Source organism: Streptomyces canus 299MFChir4.1 (assembly GCF_000383615.1).
Classification (GTDB): domain Bacteria; phylum Actinomycetota; class Actinomycetes; order Streptomycetales; family Streptomycetaceae; genus Streptomyces; species Streptomyces canus_C.
Genome location: NZ_KB911592.1, coordinates 43,610 through 61,449 on the forward strand (window position 1 = coordinate 43,610; position 17,840 = coordinate 61,449).

A 17,840-nucleotide genomic window follows, 5' to 3' on the forward strand; every position below is an offset into this window, starting at 1 on the left:
GGGGCCGCCGTCCGGCGTGCGCTGCACGGTGTCAGGTGTCGCCGTGCAGCGAGCGGCGCTGAACCAGCACGGCGGCGACGATGATGGCGCCCTTCGCGATCTGCTGGACAGCGGTCTCGAGGTTGTTCAGAGCGAAGATGTTGGTGATCGTGGTGAACACCAGGACGCCGAGGACGGAGCCGATGATGGTGCCGCGGCCGCCGCTGAGCAGCGTGCCGCCGATGATCGCCGCGGCGATGGCGTCCAGCTCGTAGAGGTTGCCGTTGGTGTTCTGCCCCGAGCCGGCGAGCACGATCAGCATGAACGCGGCGACACCGCAGCACAGCCCGGACAGCAGGTACAGGTACAGGCGCTGGCGGCGCACGTCGATACCGGCGAGCCGGGCCGCTTCCGCGTTGCCGCCGACCGCGACGGTGCGGCGGCCGAAGGTGGTGCGGTTGAGCACCAGCCAGCCGATGACGGTGACCGCGGCGAAGATCAGCACAAGGGGCGGGATGCCGAGGACGTAGGAGTCCCTGGCCCCCAGATCGAGCACCGACGCGACGCTCACGATCTGCGTGCTGCCGTCCGTGATCTGCAGCGCGAGGCCCCGGGCGGAGGCGAGCATGGCCAGCGTCGCGATGAACGGCACCATCCTGCCGTAGGCGATCAGCAGACCGTTCACCAGGCCACAGCCCACACCGACGATCACCGCGGTGAAGAGGATGCCCGCGAAGCCGAACTCCTGGGTGGCCACGGTCGTCGCCCACACCGAGGCGAGTGCCACGATCGCGCCGACCGACAGGTCGATGCCGCCGCTGGTGATGACGAACGTCATGCCGACGGTGACGACGCCGATCACGGACGCCTGGGTGAGGACGAGTTGCAGATTGCTCGTCGCGAGGAACTCGTCCGGTGCGGTGATCCCGCCGACCGCCACGAGGACGGCGAGAACGCCGAGCAAGGACAGCGTGCGCACGTCCCACCACGGACCCGATCGGCGCGAACTGCGCTGCTCCCCCGCGGACTTGGTCGCGGACGTCGGTGCGTCCTTGTGCGCGGCGGTGGACGGCTGCGTCATGGCGTCGGGTTCCCTTCCATCACAAGATCGAGTACGCGGTGCTCGTCCAGCTCCTGGGCGTCCGCCATGTGCACGACGCTGCCTTCGCGGAGCACCAGCACCCGGTCGGCGAGCCCCAGGACCTCGGGCACCTCACTGGACACGAGGAGTACGGCCAGGCCCTCGTCCGCCAGCCGGCGAATCACTGCGTAGAGCTCCGCCCGGGCGCCGATGTCGACGCCCCGGGTCGGCTCGTCCAGCAGCAGCACCTTGCAGCCCCGCAACAGCCAGCGGGCGAGTACGGCTTTCTGCTGGTTGCCGCCGGACAGGGTCCTGATCGCGGCGTCGGGGTTGTCCGGCCGCAGAGACAGTTCCCGCACCGCCTGGTGCGTCGCGGCCCGCTCGGTGCGACGGTCGAGCCAGCCCGCGCGGGCGAACCGGGACAGCGTGGAGATCGAGACGTTGCTGCTGACGGACTCCAGCATCAGCAGGCCCTGCGCCTTGCGTTCCTCGGGCGCGAGACCGATGCCGGCGCCGACCGCGGCGCGGACGCTTCCGGGGCGCAGGGGTGTGCCGTCGACGAGGACACGGCCTTCGTCGGGCTTGCGGGCGCCGTAGATCGTCTCCAGGATCTCGCTGCGCCCGGAACCGACGAGCCCGGCCAGGCCGACGATCTCACCGGGCCGCAGCTCCAGGTCGACGGGGGCGAACTCCCCTGCCCTGCACAGTCCTTCGACCTTCAGTACGGGCTCCCGCTCCGCGGCGAACCCGGCCTCGGGCCGCTCGGGGAAGACGTACTCCACGTTTCGCCCGGTCATCAAGGCCACGACCTCATGGGTCGGTGTGCTCTCGGCAGACAGACCGCCCGCGACCGACCGGCCCTCCTTCAGGACCGTGACCCGGTCGCCGATGCGCCGGATCTCCTCAAGACGGTGGGAGATGTAGATGACGGCGACACCGTCGGCCGTCAGATCGCCCACGATCCTGAACAGGTTGTCCACCTCTTCGGGGTCGAGCGCCGCCGACGGCTCGTCCATCACGATCAACCGGACCTCGTGGGACAGCGCACGGGCCATCGAGACGATCTGCTGCTGCGCCGCGGACAGCTCACCGACGAGCCGCGTCGGATCGATCTCCGAGTGCCCCAGCCGTTTCAGCAGCTCCGCGGTCGCCGTACGGGCGGCGGAGCCGCGCACCACGAACCCGGCCGCGGTGGGTTCATGGCCGAGGAAGACGTTCTCCGCGACGGACAGCCCCTCGATCAGGTCGAGTTCCTGGTAGATGGTGGCGATGCCCAGACGCATGGCGGCGATCGGCGATCCCAGGGTCACGGGCTCACCGCGCCAGGTGATCTCACCGCTGTCGGGCTGGTGAGCACCGGCCAGCACCTTGATGAGGGTGGACTTCCCGGCCCCGTTCTGGCCGAGCAGACAGTGCACTTCACCGGTCTGGACCTCGAGATCCACGCCGTCCAGGGCCCGGACTCCGGGAAACGACTTGGTGATACCGGACATGGTGAGCAGGGGTGGTTGTGGTGCCATGAGAAATCCCCTCGTCGGATACGGGCCGTGAGTGGGCAGGGCTGGGCTGGATGTCTCGGTGATGTGGGCGGCTCTGGGAGCCCCTGGCGTCGCGTGCGCCGGGCCGGCACAAAGACTGTGAAGGGCAGGGCAGGGCAGCCTTGAGCGCCCGGCGACCATGCAGGCGTGCAGGTGTGCAGGCGTGCAGGAGGTGACGGCCGCCGACGCTTCATGGGCGGTTACGGCGGTGCTGTGGCTGTCGCGGTGGCGCTACTGGTGCGCCGGTGGCTCTGCTGATGTTGCCGGGACGTCACGGGGTTGCCGCGGCGCACCGGGTGTGCGGGATCGCCAAGGAGGTGGCGCTGACGCTTGGTGGCACCTGATCGGGTGGCACTTGATCGGGTGGCGCCACCGGGTTTGCACCGGCGCGCCTGTTGTTCCGCTGCCGACGGGGTCGGGCAACGGTCAGGCAGGTGAGAAGACATGGTCGCTGATGAGCCGGGCCGCGCCGATGGCTCCGGCAGCCGGCCCCAACTCCCCCAGCACGATCGGCAGGTTGCCCGTGGCCAGCGGCAACGACTGCCGGTACACCTGGGTCCGGACACTGGCCAGCAGCGTGTGTCCGAGTCCGGTCACGCCGCCACCGATCACCACCAGTCCCGGATTGAAGAAACTGACGAGCCCTGCGATGACCTGCCCCAGGCGTTTCCCGCCCGCGCGGATCAGCTCCAGAGCCACCGGGTCCCCGGCCGCCGCGGCAGCCGACACGTCCTCGGCCGTCAGACGCTCGACTGTCTCCAGCCGGGCGGCGAGGTGTGCCGAGCGGCCCTCACGCGCGGCCTGCTCCGCGTCAGCGGCCAGCGCGGCACCGCTGAAGTGGGCTTCCAGGCAGCCCCGGTTGCCGCACACACACGCACGGCCTTCCGGTTCCACCTGGATATGACCGATGTCGCCGGCACTGCCGGTTGTGCCCCGGTAGACCTCACCACCGACGACGATGCCGCACCCGATGCCGGTACCGATCTTGACGCAGAGGAAGTCGCCCACGGAGCGTGCGACACCTGCGTGCATCTCCCCCATCGCCATCAGGTTCACGTCGTTGTCGACCATGACCGGGCAGCCGAGTTCCTGGCTGAGCGCCTCCCGTACGGGAAAGCCGTCCCAGCCCGGCATGATCGGCGGAGCCACCGGAACGCCCTCGGGAAAGCGGACCGGCCCCGGGACGCCGATGCCGGCGCCGTCGAACCCCTCCGCGAGCCCCGAAGCCCTCAACTTCGCCGCCATCGCCAAAACTTGCTCGAACACCGCGACCGGGCCCTCGCGGACGTCCATCGGCTGGTTCAGATGCCCCAGGACCTCCAACTCCGCATTCGTCACGGCGACATCGATCGACGTGGCACCGATGTCGACACCGAGGAAACGCAGCGTCGGCGCGAGCCGGATGTTGTGCGACCGGCGGCCGCCCCGGGACGGGGCCAGCCCGTCCGCGACGACCAGTCCCGTCTCCAGCAGCCGGTCAACCTCGACTGCCAGCTTCGAACGGGACAGGTCGACCAGATCGCCCAGCTGGGCACGGGAGTTGGACCCGTTGTCACGCAGCAGACGAAGCAGCCGCGCCTGATGGGTGTTCTCAGGCCGAGCAGTCATCCGTCTCACGATCCCTCCCCTCATCCCCGCCTGGGTCCCGGACGCCCGTCTCCGCCCACTGCGTCGTCAGGCTGTCGGAGAGGAACGTAACAACGATTTTCCAGACTGGGAAGTACTTATGCAGGAGTTGGACCCTTCTTTCTCCACATGCAGGACAAAGTTTGAGAGTCACGCCTGCGCGAGCCGGACCGGCCGAGACCTACCTCTCACGCTGCCGTGTCACGGGCATCCGCGGCCACGCGCGACGAGTTCATGCGAAGGGGCACTGGAGCGGCAATCCGAGGCGGCGGTCTCGGTGATCGCATGGGCCGCAGTCAGACCCGGGCCAGTATGCGCGCCCGCAGGCAACGGCCGTGCAGTGGTCCACGCGAACCCCGGCAAGGTCAAGGCCTGGCTCGGCGGCTGACGTTCCGATCCTGCTCCATGCCGTGCACCCGGCGTCATCCTGTCGAGCGAGATGTACTTCGCGACGGTGTGCTGGTCGCCGTTGGTCCGGGCACCGTTTCGATCGGATTCGAGGTACCGGACGACTCCTTCGCCGAGATCGCGCCTCACTGGACGGCAAGAACTTCTCGACGGAGGTCCCGGGATGGCTTCACCGGGCGGGTCCGCGGCATGTTCGCCGCATCCGGCTCCGTGCACCTCGACTTGTTCGACCGCGAGTCACTCGGTCGGCGATCCGCTCCAGGGGAGGAGGCGTACGGCGCTGTCACCGATCTCGTGGGCCCGCCTGGTCGACGCTGGTCAGGGAGACGGGGCCGAAGGACGCGGAGGTCGTGTTGCCGTAGCCCGCCACCGAGATGTCGCCGGGAACGGACAGGCCGGCCTCGGCAAGGGCTTCCAGCACTCCCATGGCGGTGATGTCCGCCCCGGCGAAGATGGCGGTTCGCCGCTGGCTGGGCCGACTGCGGCAGGCTGTCCAGGACATTCGCGGCTCTGTGAACGCCGCCTCTTTGCGGGCGAGTTGTGGGGAAGACCGCGGCGAGCGCCTTCCAGTTGCCGAAAGCAGGTTCGTCCAGGACTCCGACGGTTCGCGGTAACCGTCGGCCGTCGCGATGAGTTCCTTGGCGCCGACGACGCGCACGGTCAGGCAGGTGACCGCGGCCGGTGAGAGGCCGGCCGAGCTGCCCGGGAACTGCTCCTGCGCGGGCACGAAGCCCCCGCAGGACAGGCCGTGCCGGCAGAGCAGTGGCAGCACCTCGGACATCTTCGGCAACTTCCTGGCCTAGGGCGGCAGGCTCGCCGAGGAGAACCTCTGCGCTCACCGGTGGTACGCCACCGCGCCGCATCGGTGCACCGAGCGGTGGCGGCCCGGGGGCGGTGGTGCCCCCGGGCGTGAGTGACATGCCAGGTCAGGTGAGCCAGGAGTTGGAGGCGCAGGCGGAGGCGGTGACCCACACATGGGACATGATGTTGTTGTCCACGGGGCCGACGGTGGTGCCGTCGCGCTTCTGGAACCTGTTGTCCGTCAGGTTGTCAGCGTACTTCTCGCCCGGGGCAAGGCAGGTGTACCCGTCCACGTCGCTCTGTCCCCTCCAGTAGTAGAAGGCAACGACGTCCTTGCCGCCGATCGTTCCGCTGTTCATGACGGACGAGGCCGTGTTCGCGTCACCACCGGTGAACGGGCCTTCGCTGTCGCCCCAGTCGGCGTCGTTGCCCTGGGTTGCGCCGAGCAGGGTGCCCTGGCAGTCGGCGTCGGCCCAGGCACGGACGTACCCGTCCCGTCCCGGCCACTTCGCATTGCAACCGGCTCCCTGGACCGAGGCCTGAGCGGAGGTGGCCGGTACCGCGAGGCCGAGTGCCGCCAGGCCGATGACCGCGGCGGCTGTAGCGAACTTTCGCATGATTCTCCCTTATGTCTGCCTCGTTCGAGGCGCGCTGATCCTCTGTCGGACCAGCGGAAATCTGTAGGGTCAGGTCCGGGAGCCGACGATGCCCGCGGCCCGGACGTATGCCTCGCGCTCGATACGGCGGCTGGTGTCCAGCGCCTGGCCGTACCGGCCGCGCAAGGCGTTCACGTAGTGCACCTCGCGCTCCTTGCCGATGGCTGCCAACGATGCGGTGCGGGCACAGGTGGCATCGGCGACGGCGAGTCGTCGCTCGGCTGCGAACGTCTTGTCGGACGTGCTGCGCAACGCCCGTTCCTTCGCTGCCTGACGCGCCGCTCCCGGATCCTTGTAGGGATGGCCCGCGCGTTGCATGCACGCCGACCAGACGTGCAGCGCCGCGACGAACTTCTTGTCCCGCATCACCTGGGGGACGTAGAGCGGCTGCAGATTCGAGGCGATCTTGTTGGCCCGGAACCACACCACCGGATCCCCGTACAGCCGTTTCTCGGCCTCGGCCACGCATCCGCCCATCTGTCTGCGGATGGTGCCACCGTTCGGGAGCTGCGCCGAGATCTCCGGTGCGTCGATCCCCCCGTCCAGAGCGTCGTCGTACGCCTTGCGCCGCTCTTCTGAAAGACCTTTGCGGTAGACGAGGTTGGGGTTGGCGAGCCGTGCGCGGTCCTCCTTGGCCGCGATCCGGCTGCCGTACCCGTGCTTACGGGCCCAGGCCACATCGTCCGCCACATAGCCGAGCGTCCGACTTTCCTCCAGACTGGGCCGCTCCGCCTCCCAGTACCTGAAGCCCTGCCGGTTCAGACACTGCCTGATCAGCCGCTGCTCGGCATCCGCGATCCGCAGCTCCTGCGCCTCGGTGAGCTCCTCGTCGGCCGTGGCGGCCTCGACCCGTGCGGCCGGTGAGGTGCGGTGGGCCGCATCGGTGTCTGCCGTGCAGCCGGTCAGGACGAGGCAGGCCAGTGCGGCGACCCCACCCAACGTGGTGCTCGCGCGCGCTGTGCTGCGGCCACTCGGTACCACCGTCCAGCGTGAGGCGTCGGCGCGCTTCATCGGCATCCTCCCCGGGCGAAGTCGAACTGGGTTGTTCTTACGAACCGTTGACGCCCTGGACGGCACATCCGTATGACCTGGACCGTGGATTTGTTTTCTTGCGCATTCGGTCATACGAGGACGGCACACGTACCGTCTTTCTCGTGCACCGCTCCACCCGCGCGGATCTTGTCCTCGGCACCACGCCGAACCGCATCGACACCTTGACCGCGATGGCGCGGCCGCACCCGCCGGCACCCGGCCTCCCCCAGTGCCGCGAACCCGTCCACATCACCGTGTCGATGCTCCGCAGCATCAACCGATCCATTCGACCTCACTGCCCGGCTCAGGTCTGCCCGGTCCGCCCGGTCGGGCCGGTCGGGCCGGAGGCCGGATCGACGCGGTGTGAACAACCGCGGACTACCGACGGAATGCGGGGGCCTGTGCAAACGCGGCCTCTGACTTGAGCAGATTCCCGGTGAACCTTCCAGAGCGGAAGCTGTCCGTCGGACGACGGCCGCTCGGGCGCAACCTTCCGGTCTTCTGACGTGTCCACATAGTGTGCTGACGATACGCAGAACCTGGTGGACAGCGGCGGCCGCCGCTGTCGCGACTGCCGCCCTGGCGGTAGCAACCCCGGCCGCGCACGCCGCCGGAACGACGCTCATCCTGGACTCCCAGGAGAACTACTACCTCCCCACCGAGGGCGAGGGCCCGAACCTGGACCTCGGCATCACCGCCTCGGGCGGGGATGCCCATGACGTCTCGGTCGCGGTCGACGCGTCGTCCCTCGCCGGAAAGGCGACGATGGTGGTCACGGGGGACTGCGTGAGCACCGGCACCCTCAAGGTGAGATGTGACGTGGGCCCGCTGTCGGGCGGCGAGTCGATCGACCCGTTCTTCCTGAAGCCCACCGCGGCCGCCAAGGCGGGCGACACCGGTGCCATCACCTACACCGCCACCGCCTCCGACGCGCCCACCGTGACCGGGAAGACGGACGTCCTGGTCGGCGGGCCGAAGCTCGTCAGCCGACCCTACCCGGCGCTGAAAGGCATCGCGCCCGGCGCCGTCTTCGAGCGCACCCCGGCCTTCGCCAACACCGGCTCAGCCCCCGCCGACAAGGGCGTCATGCTGCTGGTGCAGGACTCCGAAGGCGTCTCCCTCGCCCGTGAACACCCCAACTGCCACTACTCGAGCCGACCCGATGTCGGCGCCTGGTGCCGGTTCGACACCCCGGTCGCGCCCGGCTCCGCCTACGAGGCCGACGCGCCGCTGCGCTACACCGCTGCCGTGGACACGATGTACGGCTACAACACCTACGTCGTGTGGCCGGTCGGCGGCACCGCGCCCGACTCCTTCGACCCGTCCGACTTCCCCGAGACGGGCACCGGCGCGCCGCTCGCCCTGAAGTCCGTCGCCTCCGGCTCCGGCTTCACCGGCTCCGGGTACGGCACCTTCGCCACCACCCAGCACGCCGACTACCAAGCGCTCGGCGACACGGTCGAGGGCAAGGTCGGCGAGACCGTGAGCATCACCGTGGGCGTGCGGAACAACGGGCCGGGCCGGATGAACTTCCGGTGGATGGACGCCGAGAACTCCGGCACCTTCGTGGTGACCCCGCCCGCAGGCACCACCATCACCGGCGCACCCGGCCCCGGCGAGCAGGGCGACCCCGGGCCGCTGTGGAACTGCACACCGCAGAAGGCCGGCGCGAAAAGCTACACCTGCGACATCGGCAGCACGGACTTCAGGCCGGACGACTCCGTGACCCAGGAGTTCACGGTGCGGATCGACCGAGTCGTCCCTGACGCGCGGGGCAGCGTGAAGGCGGTGGAGAACCCCGACTACCCCAACCGAGACGACGACGCGGCGAATGACACCGCCGTGATCGCGGTGAAGGCCACCGGCTCGGCGACGTCCAGCCCGTCGCCCAGCACCTCCGCCTCCCCGTCGGCCACGGCTAGCGCGAGCCCGTCCGGCTCCGCGGTGGGAACCGGGAGCGGGACGACGGCCGGCGGCGGGCTCGCCGCCACGGGCGCGGACGGAATCCTGCTGCGGGCGGGTACCGCCGTCCTGCTGGTGGCGGGCGGCGCGCTGGTGTTCCTGACAGCGCGGAGGTCACGGCCCCGGAGCAGCCGCTGACGCCGCCGTCGGCGTGACAAGGCGTCAGCGGCCGATGAGAGTCGTCGGCCGCGACGCCTACCTCCCATGGTCCGGCCTGCCGGACCATGCCCCTACTCCTGCGCCGTCACGCCGTGCCGCCGGTGCGGGAAGGGGGTCAGTGGTGGTGTCCACCGCTGACCCCCTTCCCGCACCAGAGGTGTTGTCGATGAAGCGGCCGTGGTCGTTGCGCGAGGTGGCGGAGTTCACGCAGGCGCGAAGACCTCCGCCGATCACATCACCGCGGCCCGCCAGGCCCTGACCGGTCGCCGAAGAAGGCGCGGGCGGCACACCCTGGCGGTGATGCAATCGGTCCACTGTCCGGTCAGTGAGAGTATTCCGTCCGGAATGGAAGGGAGAGCGATCGTCGTGGGTGTCTTCGTCCGGATCAGAGGCTGGCTGGAGTGCGACGACCAGCAGCTCGCCCAGGTCAGAGAGATCGTCGAGGCGGACGACGCCGACCTGACGTACAGCGGTGGCTGGGCGTTTCCGCCGAGGCAGTACAACTTCACCAACTGGGTCTTCTTCGGAGCCGAGATGCGGGCTCAGTCCGTCGACCGGTCCCTTGACCCACTGCGGCGCGTGGCGCGGATTCCCGCCTCGGACGACGACGGCGACCTGGTCACCGGCCTGTTCTTTGTCAGCCACGAAGTCGACGGCATGAGCGAGTGGCAGGTCCGCGACGGCACGGTGATGATCCAGCCCGCGAGCCAGGGATATCAATTCCTCGACGAATAGGACGTTCAGTGCCCGTGCGGAACGGCTGAGCGGTCAGTCAGCAGGGCTGCTGGTCGGCGTTGGGGTGGGGTTGCCGGGCAAACAATCAACCGGGCTGTCGATGACACCGGGACACACGGCGTTGATGCGGATGCCCTGGGCGCGTACTCGACCGCGGTACGACAGATCCGTGAGCAGGGCAGCCGGCGGCACGTCAACTCCTCCTGGGCGGGCTGACGTCGTCGACGAAAGGGTCTTCGTCGGCGGTCAGCTCGTCGGCCCTCCTCGACGGTTGCGTCCTTGGCAAACGGCCAGGGAGCGGAAGACCCACAGTGGCGTCCGGGTACGGAATCTGGCGCAGAACGCCGCCTCACAACTGCGCCGACGTGGGTTCGGAAGAGGTGAGCAGGCGTCTTCCACGAGCAGGCCGGCAGTGGGTCCCGTCCACGATGGCGGGTCCCCGGACGGCGCAGTGCCCGGCCACCGACACGCGTTGCCGACACTGCCCGCCTGCTGGTCGTGATCACCGGTGTGAGTGTCGGCAGACGTCCGATCTGTCCTGCCAGTTAATCCCACGTCCGATTCCAGCGTCACGCGACGGCCGGACGGTGGGTCACGTCGTGCCGCGGACAGTCAAGCTCGGGGTCAGGACGATGGGGGGTGGCAACTCGCCGGCGAGGAGTCGGTCGACTTGGTGGATGGCCAACTCGCCCAGTCGTCGCTTGTCGAGATGGAGGGTGGTCAGTGGCGGGTCCACCAGATCGACGACGCTCAGTCCGTCGTAGCCGACCAACGCGCAGTCGTCCGGTACGCGGACGCCGAGCCGGCGGGCGGCCCGGAGCGCGCCGATCGCCACCAGGTCGTTGAAGGCGACCACGGCGGTGAGGTCCGGTCGCCCGGCATGCAGCGCCTCGAACGCGGCGGCGCCCCCAGCCGGGGACTGCTCGGCCATGACAATCCAATCCTCGTCAACGGGCAGCGCATGTTCGCCGACGACTTCGAGGAAGGTACGACGCCGGACCATCGGTGCGCTCAAGCACTCGCAGTCGATCATGCCGATCCGCCGGTGACCCGCGGCGACGAGGTGCTGCATCCCTGCCCGGATCCCGGCCGCGGTGTCGATGTGGACCAAGGCGTGGTTCGACGAGTCCAGCCCGCGGTCGACCAGTACCAGCGGCACGTTGCCCGCGTACGGCTCGAGCTGCGCATCGGCATGGGTGATGTAGCCGACCAGAGCGTCGACCTGCTGGCCGAGTGAGCGGACCAGGGCAAGCTCACGGGACCGGTCGTTCTCGGTGCTGGCGACGAGCACCTGCCAGTCCCGCGCGTCCGCGGCCGCGATCACTCCTGCCACGAACTCCGGGAAGAAGGGGTTGACCACGTCGGGGACGATGAGCCCGACGGATACGACGTCCGGGCGGACCAGCCCGCGGCCGAACCGGCTGGGCCGGTACCGCAACTGCCTTGCGACATCGAGCACGCGTTGCTGAGTCCCCGGGTCGATCTCCCCCTTGCCGTTGATCGCCCGGGAGACGGTCTGATGAGACACGCCTGCCGCCTGAGCGACGTCGCGGAGCGTGACACGCTTGACGGTTCTCACACCTCGCGCCTGCTGGTCTTCCGTTTCTCGCTGTCCGGCCACGCTGCCCACTCACTTCTGTTGCTGTGCCGCCCTGCGCCCAAGTGAATCAGGTTCACACCGGCCTGCGGCACCGTGAGCCGCCCGGCGGCGGGCGTTGACGGCATCCGCTCCCCTGAGCAAGAATCACGTTAGCGGTCACGTTAACGGTAACGGACCTAACGAAGGAGATCGCAGTGGCTTCTCTGAGGGGCCCTAAACCGCACGAACCTCACCAAACGTTCCGTGGCGTGTTCAGCAGCTGGCAGGCAAAGGCCGGCGTCTTTTCGGCACTGCCGGACGCACCTGTCGAGCCGGACGATCCGCGGCCTTGGTGGCATCGATTGAGCGTTCGGCTACAGAAGCCGAGCAGGGGTGAACGTGCGCCCGGACGCTCCACGGCGTGTTTCCGGGGCGGCCCCGCTCCCAGTGCGGATGGACGGAGCTGACGCCCGGGAACGGCGCATCCACACCCGCCTCGCCCACTTGAGCTGGGCGTTCTCTCTTCGGAGAATCAGCAGCTCGTCGGTGGTCGGCCGGACATCCTGCTCGCCGCGGTCGACAGCGAGCTTCTCGATCTGCGAGACCCTATGTCTTTGGTCAAGCGGGTCGGGTGTGGGTACGGGGCGCCCTGAACCCTGTGGCCGCCCATGCTGACGGTCAGGTGGGCCGAGGGCTCCGCAGAGCTCGCGGCATTCGTGCGGGGTGCGGTCGACGGCCGCCCCTCCGGGTCTTCACTTCCCAGCTGAGGGTCGGCGTGGAGACGACAGTCGTCGTTCAGTGAGCTGGTCGAGGGTGGGGAGACGGAAGAAGGTTGGGATGCCGGCGCTCTCCGACGCGCCGGCATCCCTCATCCGATCAGTTCGTCACACGGAAGGTGGCGTCGCTGCGTGCTGTCGTGGTGGTGATCGGGTCGAGCTTCAGGTAGTAGGCGTAGTGGCGGATGTACCTGTCAGGGAAGTTGTACGACTGGAACGACGACCAGGTGGGTTCGGCGAGTCCGGCGACCTGGCGGAAGGTGGCGTCGGCGGCGAACTGGGCGGTGCCGTCGTTGTAGACCAGCTGGAAGTCGTAGTTGGAGTGCCTCAGGAAGTATCCGGGGTAGTTCACCGACTCGAAGGAGACGGTGCCCGAGCCCGTCAGGCCGGTTCGCATCCGGAAGCGGGAGTCCTCGACGGGGCTGACGTCGGGGTCGATGCGCACGTCGAAGTTGGTGTGCCGCAGGTAGCGGTCCTGGAAGTTGAACGACTGGAGTCGGTTGGCCGCGATGTTGGGCCAGCGGGCCAGCACGCGACTCTCCTCGGCGGCGGTCAGGTTCATGATCCAGCCGTGGCGCTTCTTCGTGCCGCCCATGGTGTAGCTTCCCGACGCCTGCCTCTGGTAGGCGGCGGGGTTGGACGGGTCGGTCGTCACGACCGGCATGTAGCCGCCGCTGGTGGCGTACTGGTCGAGGTAGAGGGCCCACTTGTTGGTGCCGTTGAACTTCATCCACATCGGCCCCTCGACCTGGGAGCCGGTCAGACCGATGCCGGAGAGGTCACCGAGCTTGGTCCAGGTTCCGAGGATGGAGTTGCTGCCTTCGAGGGTGATCTGTCCGTCGCCGGAGGCGCGTACGTAGCGGTAGTTCCCCACTCCGGAGGGCATCTCGATGATCTGGGTGTCGATGATTTCCTGAGTGCCGGGGCGCTCGATGTAGGTCTGCGGGGTGGTGATGGTGCGGAAGTCGCTGGTGCGGGCGTAGAAGATGCGGTGCTTTGTCTTGCCGTCGAGAGGCACGTTCGTCGCCCAGTACAGGACGTAGCTGTTGGTCTGCGGGTCCCAGATCGCCTCGGGCGCCCAGGCGTTGCGGCCGTCGGGGATGGCACCGGCGACGTTGAGCAGCCACGGCTTCGACCAGGTGACCAGGTCGGTGGACTCCCACACCACCAGGTTGCGGCTGCCGTTGTTGATGGAGGAGTCCCAGGTCTGCCCGCAGCTGATGCACAGGTCGGTCGCGATGATCCAGTACTTGCTGCCGTCGGGGGATCTCACGAATGCGGGGTCGCGCACTCCCTGCGTACCGACCGTGGAGCGCAGGACCATGCCGCCACCGTTGAGGTCGCTCCAGTGCAGGCCGTCCGTGCTGTGCGAGAGGTACATCTGCTGATTGGTCGCCCCCTCGCCGGTGAAGTGCACCATCAGGTAGCCGGGGTCGGCGGCGGCTGCGCGCTGAGGTGCGGTCAGGGACTGGGAGGTGAAGAAGAGGCCGACGGCGACCAATATCGCCGCGATCCGGGTGAGAGCCCTCGACATACGTTTCCTGTCTTTCTGCGGGTGCCGGGACGAGTTGCGAGCCGAGCCTCAGGCGCGTGACCACTGGAAGCCGGCACCGCCGACGCCAACCGGCGCCGACGACGACGCCGAGGCGAACAGCCGACGGACGAGCTGTTCCACATCGGCTCATGCCGAGGCAATGCCCATGACAAGCTCATCCTTGTCTGCGCTTTGTTCGAAATATCGCACCTTGTTCGTGAATTCGGCGAAAAGTTAGGGCTGGGTAAGAGCCGGTGTCAAGAGTCGTACGTACAGGAGACGCGCCAATGCGTCGCGCATAACGGAAAACACCACGGAAACACGGATTGGTCGAAGGCCGTGGGGCGGCACCTGAGAAGCCGCCCAGGCAGATCCTCCGGGTTCGCTCCTGACACACTGTCGCCCGCGGACATCGGCAAGGCGACGGGACAGGTGGGGCGGGGTGCGCTCGCAGGACACACAGGAACGGCCGGACATCACCGTCGTCATGGCGGCGCGGGCCGGGGACCGGCAGGCTTCGGAACAACTGGTACGGGACTGTCTGCCGTTGGTCTACAACATCGTCGGACGGGCCCTGGACGGGCACAGCGATGTCGACGACGTGGTCCAGGAGACGATGATGCGGGTCCTGGACGGGTTGCCGGGACTGGAGCAACCGGACCGGTTCCGGTCCTGGCTCGTCGCCATCACCGTGCGGCAGATCCGTGACCGGTGGCGCAGAGGGCGCACTGGGCTCACCGTGGAATCCCTGGAGGAGAACGCCTCGGAACCGGTCCCACAGGCCGACTTCTCCGACCTGGCGATTCTCCGGCTCGCGCTGTCGGGCCAGCGGCGCGAAGCGGTGGAGGCGACCCGCTGGCTGGAGGACGAGGAACGCGAGGTGCTCTCGCTGTGGTGGATGGAGAGCGCCGGTGAACTGACCCGCGGCGAGCTCTCGGTGGCCTGCGGCCTCACCCCCCAGCATGCCGCCGTCCGGGTCCAGCGGGTCAAGGAACGGCTGGAGACGGCACGCACCGTCGTACGAGCCGTGACGGCCTCGCCGCGCTGCCCGGACCTGGCCGCCGTACTCACCTCGTGGGACGGACGGCCGTCCGCGCTGTGGCGCAAGCGACTGGCACGCCATGTCCGCGACTGTCCGCAGTGCCTGTTGAGCTCGTCCGATCTGATACCGGCGGAGGGGCTGCTGGCCGGCCTCGCGCTGGTGCCGGCGCCGGTCGGCCTGGCCGGCCTGGTCCTTGCCAGGGCGCTGAGGGCGGACTCGGCCGGGGCGGGCGTCGATGCGGGCACGCGCACGGGCACGGCGAGCGGTGCGAGCCGTACGGCGCGGACGATCGGGAGGCTGGCCGCCAAGCCCGCGGCGGCGGCAGCCGCAGGAGCCGTCACGCTCGCGGCTGCCGGAGTGGCCTGGTACACCGCCGCGGGGCCCCACGAGCCGGCCGCGCGACCCGCCGTCACGGCCCCGCGGTCGCCCGCCGCCTCGTCCGTGGCGCCATCCCCGAGGGCATCCGCCTCACGGACACCGGCACCCACATCGACGCCCACAGCGGCCCCGGCGACGACGGCTGCGGTGCGGTTCCCGGGGCGGCATGTCCTGCGGTCGGTCGACAATCCCGGCTACTACGTGAGCCAGTCCGGCCGACTCGGCGTCCTGGGCCCGGTCGGCACCACCAGCTCCGCGACCACCCGTCAAGCGGCCACCTTCACCTTCGTTCCCGGCCTGGCCGACGCCCGCTGCTACTCGCTCAGGGACGCCACGGGCAGGTATCTGCGCCACTACGCCTTCCGCATTCGGCTGGACACCGACGACCGATCCGCCATCTTCCGGAAGGACGCCACTTTCTGCCCCCGCCCCGGCTCCACGGTCGGTTCGGTCTCCCTCGAGTCGTACAACTACCCCGGTCGCTACCTCCGTCACCGCGACAACCTCCAGATGTGGCTCGACCCTTCCGAGACCACGGCCGCCTACCGGGCCAGCCGCTCCTTCGTCCTTGTGACGCCCTGGACCTGACAGTGTCAACCCCGTCGCGGCACCGGCCCAGACGGGGGCAGCAACGGTTTAAGGCCTGCGAATGTTTCTGATCGCGCATCATGCGCGAAGTATTGACGCCGTTCGCAGGTTCTCCCATCATCCACTTTGCTCGACACTCCGACCTCTGTTCGGAATAGCGAACACGAAAGAACTGCACCGACATCGCCAGTCCGTAAACCCGCTCAAGGATGACGAGGTCCCCATGCACTTGGCAAAGTTCAGCCGCAGACGTCCGTCCGTGGTGCTCGCCGCCGCGGTTGCGGCCCTGGTCTCGTTGGCGGCGCTGCTCGTCGCCGGCCCGGCTCAGGCGGCCGGCAGCGGCGCCTTACGCGGTGTCGGTTCCGGCCGGTGTCTCGATGTGGCGAACGCCGGCCAGGCCGACGGCACGAACGTGCAGATCTGGGACTGCCACGGCGGGACCAACCAGCAGTGGACGCTGACGGACAGCAACCAGCTGACGGTGTACGGCAACAAGTGCCTCGACGTGCCCGGCCACGCCAACACGGCCGGTACCCGGCCGGTGATCTGGTCCTGCAACGGCGGTTCGAACCAGCAGTGGCGGGTGAACTCGGACGGCACGGTCGTCGCCGTGGAGTCCGGGCTGTGCCTGGACGTCTCGGGTGGCGCCACCGCCAACGGCACGGCGGTGCAGCTGTGGAACTGCGTCGGCGGGAGCAACCAGAAGTGGACCGGCCTGTCCGGAGGGGGCGGCACGTGTGCACTTCCGTCGACCTACCGGTGGACGTCGACGGGGGCGCTGGCGCAGCCCGCGAACGGGTGGAACTCGGTGAAGGACTTCACCAACGTGGTGTACAACGGCAAGCACTTGGTCTACGCCTCGAACGTGTCCGGAGGAACGTCGTACGGCTCGATGGCGTTCAGTCCCTTCACGAACTGGTCGGACATGGCGTCGGCCGGCCAGACCGGTATGAGCCAGTCCGCGGTGGCGCCCACGCTGTTCTACTTCGCGCCCAAGAACATCTGGGTGCTGGCCTCCCAGTGGGGTGCCTCGCCCTTCATCTACCGCACGTCGAGCGACCCCACCAACCCCAACGGCTGGTCCGCACCGCAGCCCCTGTTCACCGGCAGCATCCCGGGCGGCGGCCCGCTCGACCAGACCCTGATCGCTGACGACACGACCATGTACATGTTCTTCGCCGGCGACAACGGCAACATCTACCGGGCGAGCATGCCGATCGGGAACTTCCCGGGCAACTTCGGCTCCTCGTATACGACGGTCATGAGCGACACGACGAACAACCTGTTCGAAGCTCCGGAGGTCTACAAGGTCCAGGGCCAGAACCAGTACCTCATGATCGTTGAGGCGATCGGCGCGAGCGGACGCTACTTCCGCTCGTTCACCGCCTCCAGCCTGAACGGTTCGTGGACCCCGCAGGCCGCCACCGAGTCCAACCCCTTCGCGGGCAAGGCCAACAGCGGTGCCACCTGGACCAACGACATCAGCCACGGTGACCTGGTCCGCAACAACCCCGACCAGACCAAGACCATCGACCCCTGCAACCTGCAGCTCCTCTACCAGGGCCTGTCCCCCGCCTCCGTCACCCCGGGCATGCCCTACAACGAGCTGCCCTGGCGACCGGGCGTGCTCACCCTGCAGCGTTGACCAGCGCGATCCAAGCTGATCGTGACGGGGTCCGGTCCGCCGACGCCTAGCCGAGCGGTTAACGGCGTGGGCGGCTCCACCCGCTGACCGATACTCGCCACCTTGAGGAACCCCAGTCGCACGTCGGCCGGGGTTCCTCTCCTTACCGGTGTGCCGTGAATCCGGAGACCGCGAGCAGATCACGCTGCAGGACGGCGGGGTCAGGTCGTCCGGCGGGTGTCGGTGTGCGAGTAGGGCCCCGGCGTCTGCCTCGCAGGAGCGTGTGCGGCCTTCCGCGACGGCCGTAACCGCCAGGGCGGCGACAGTCAGGAGGAACAGCAG

Annotated in this window: 12 protein-coding genes and 1 pseudogene; 4 read left to right on the forward strand and 9 right to left on the reverse strand. The window is 68.7% G+C overall.

The window, feature by feature from the left end; all coding sequences use genetic code 11:
- Window positions 1-31: 31 nt before the first annotated feature.
- From H293_RS0123805 to H293_RS0123830, 7 genes and pseudogenes are all read right to left on the reverse strand, one after another.
- Window positions 32-1,060 carry an ABC transporter permease gene (locus H293_RS0123805; RefSeq protein ID WP_020120350.1) on the reverse strand — a complete coding sequence of 343 codons (1,029 nt, stop codon included), beginning with the start codon at window positions 1,058-1,060 and terminating at the stop codon, window positions 32-34.
- Window positions 1,057-2,580: a sugar ABC transporter ATP-binding protein gene (locus tag H293_RS0123810; protein ID WP_028808127.1), complete on the reverse strand. Its 1,524-nt coding sequence runs from the start codon at window positions 2,578-2,580 to the stop codon at window positions 1,057-1,059. The genes H293_RS0123805 and H293_RS0123810 overlap by 4 nt, the downstream gene beginning before the upstream one ends.
- Before the next feature lie 444 nt (window positions 2,581-3,024).
- Window positions 3,025-4,206 carry an ROK family transcriptional regulator gene (locus H293_RS0123815; protein WP_020120352.1) on the reverse strand — a complete coding sequence of 394 codons (1,182 nt, stop codon included), beginning with the start codon at window positions 4,204-4,206 and terminating at the stop codon, window positions 3,025-3,027.
- A 709-nt stretch (window positions 4,207-4,915) separates the two neighbouring features.
- The gene (locus tag H293_RS60225) at window positions 4,916-5,134 is read right to left on the reverse strand and encodes a substrate-binding domain-containing protein (protein ID WP_310591906.1); all 219 of its coding nucleotides are present in this window, start codon (window positions 5,132-5,134) and stop codon (window positions 4,916-4,918) included.
- Window positions 5,094-5,464 (reverse strand): annotated as a pseudogene (locus H293_RS60230) (IS256 family transposase); the annotation flags it as partial. The pseudogene H293_RS60230 and the gene H293_RS60225, both read right to left, overlap by 41 nt.
- 94 nt (window positions 5,465-5,558) lie before the next feature.
- Complete coding sequence (locus H293_RS0123825) at window positions 5,559-6,050, reverse strand: hypothetical protein (RefSeq protein WP_020120353.1); 492 nt, start codon at window positions 6,048-6,050, stop codon at window positions 5,559-5,561.
- A 69-nt stretch (window positions 6,051-6,119) separates the two neighbouring features.
- Entirely contained in the window at window positions 6,120-7,100 is a 981-nt protein-coding gene (locus tag H293_RS0123830; protein ID WP_020120354.1) for a hypothetical protein, read from the reverse strand.
- A 540-nt stretch (window positions 7,101-7,640) separates the two neighbouring features.
- Here H293_RS0123830 and H293_RS0123835 point away from each other — a divergent pair.
- Window positions 7,641-9,221: a hypothetical protein gene (locus tag H293_RS0123835; protein ID WP_020120355.1), complete on the forward strand. Its 1,581-nt coding sequence runs from the start codon at window positions 7,641-7,643 to the stop codon at window positions 9,219-9,221.
- 387 nt (window positions 9,222-9,608) lie between these two features.
- Window positions 9,609-9,977: a hypothetical protein gene (locus H293_RS0123840; protein ID WP_020120356.1), complete on the forward strand. Its 369-nt coding sequence runs from the start codon at window positions 9,609-9,611 to the stop codon at window positions 9,975-9,977.
- Between the two features lie 592 nt (window positions 9,978-10,569).
- On the opposite strand, the gene H293_RS0123845 is transcribed toward H293_RS0123840, so the two are convergent.
- Together H293_RS0123845 and H293_RS0123850 are read right to left on the reverse strand one after the other, a co-directional pair.
- Complete coding sequence (locus tag H293_RS0123845; RefSeq protein WP_028808130.1) at window positions 10,570-11,607, reverse strand: LacI family DNA-binding transcriptional regulator; 1,038 nt, start codon at window positions 11,605-11,607, stop codon at window positions 10,570-10,572.
- Between the two features lie 825 nt (window positions 11,608-12,432).
- Window positions 12,433-13,866, reverse strand: a complete 1,434-nt coding sequence (locus tag H293_RS0123850; protein WP_020120358.1) for a glycoside hydrolase family 43 protein — start codon at window positions 13,864-13,866, stop codon at window positions 12,433-12,435.
- Window positions 13,867-14,308: 442 nt separating this feature from the next.
- Here H293_RS0123850 and H293_RS0123855 point away from each other — a divergent pair, with 442 nt between their 5' ends.
- Together H293_RS0123855 and H293_RS0123860 are read left to right on the forward strand one after the other, a co-directional pair.
- Entirely contained in the window at window positions 14,309-15,874 is a 1,566-nt protein-coding gene (locus tag H293_RS0123855) for a sigma-70 family RNA polymerase sigma factor (RefSeq protein ID WP_020120359.1), read from the forward strand.
- A gap of 223 nt (window positions 15,875-16,097) precedes the next feature.
- Entirely contained in the window at window positions 16,098-17,519 is a 1,422-nt protein-coding gene (locus H293_RS0123860; RefSeq protein ID WP_020120360.1) for a non-reducing end alpha-L-arabinofuranosidase family hydrolase, read from the forward strand.
- The last annotated feature ends 321 nt before the right edge of the window (window positions 17,520-17,840 follow it).

Coding starts and splice junctions, on each gene's coding strand:
- H293_RS0123805 (WP_020120350.1), bottom strand. CDS start 1,060: ATGACGCAGCCGTCCACCGCCGCGCACAAGGACGCACCGACGTCCGCG.
- H293_RS0123810 (WP_028808127.1), bottom strand. CDS start 2,580: ATGGCACCACAACCACCCCTGCTCACCATGTCCGGTATCACCAAGTCG.
- H293_RS0123815 (WP_020120352.1), bottom strand. CDS start 4,206: ATGACTGCTCGGCCTGAGAACACCCATCAGGCGCGGCTGCTTCGTCTG.
- H293_RS60225 (WP_310591906.1), bottom strand. CDS start 5,134: ATGTCCTGGACAGCCTGCCGCAGTCGGCCCAGCCAGCGGCGAACCGCC.
- H293_RS0123825 (WP_020120353.1), bottom strand. CDS start 6,050: ATGCGAAAGTTCGCTACAGCCGCCGCGGTCATCGGCCTGGCGGCACTC.
- H293_RS0123830 (WP_020120354.1), bottom strand. CDS start 7,100: ATGAAGCGCGCCGACGCCTCACGCTGGACGGTGGTACCGAGTGGCCGC.
- H293_RS0123850 (WP_020120358.1), bottom strand. CDS start 13,866: ATGTCGAGGGCTCTCACCCGGATCGCGGCGATATTGGTCGCCGTCGGC.
- H293_RS0123860 (WP_020120360.1), top strand. CDS start 16,098: ATGCACTTGGCAAAGTTCAGCCGCAGACGTCCGTCCGTGGTGCTCGCC.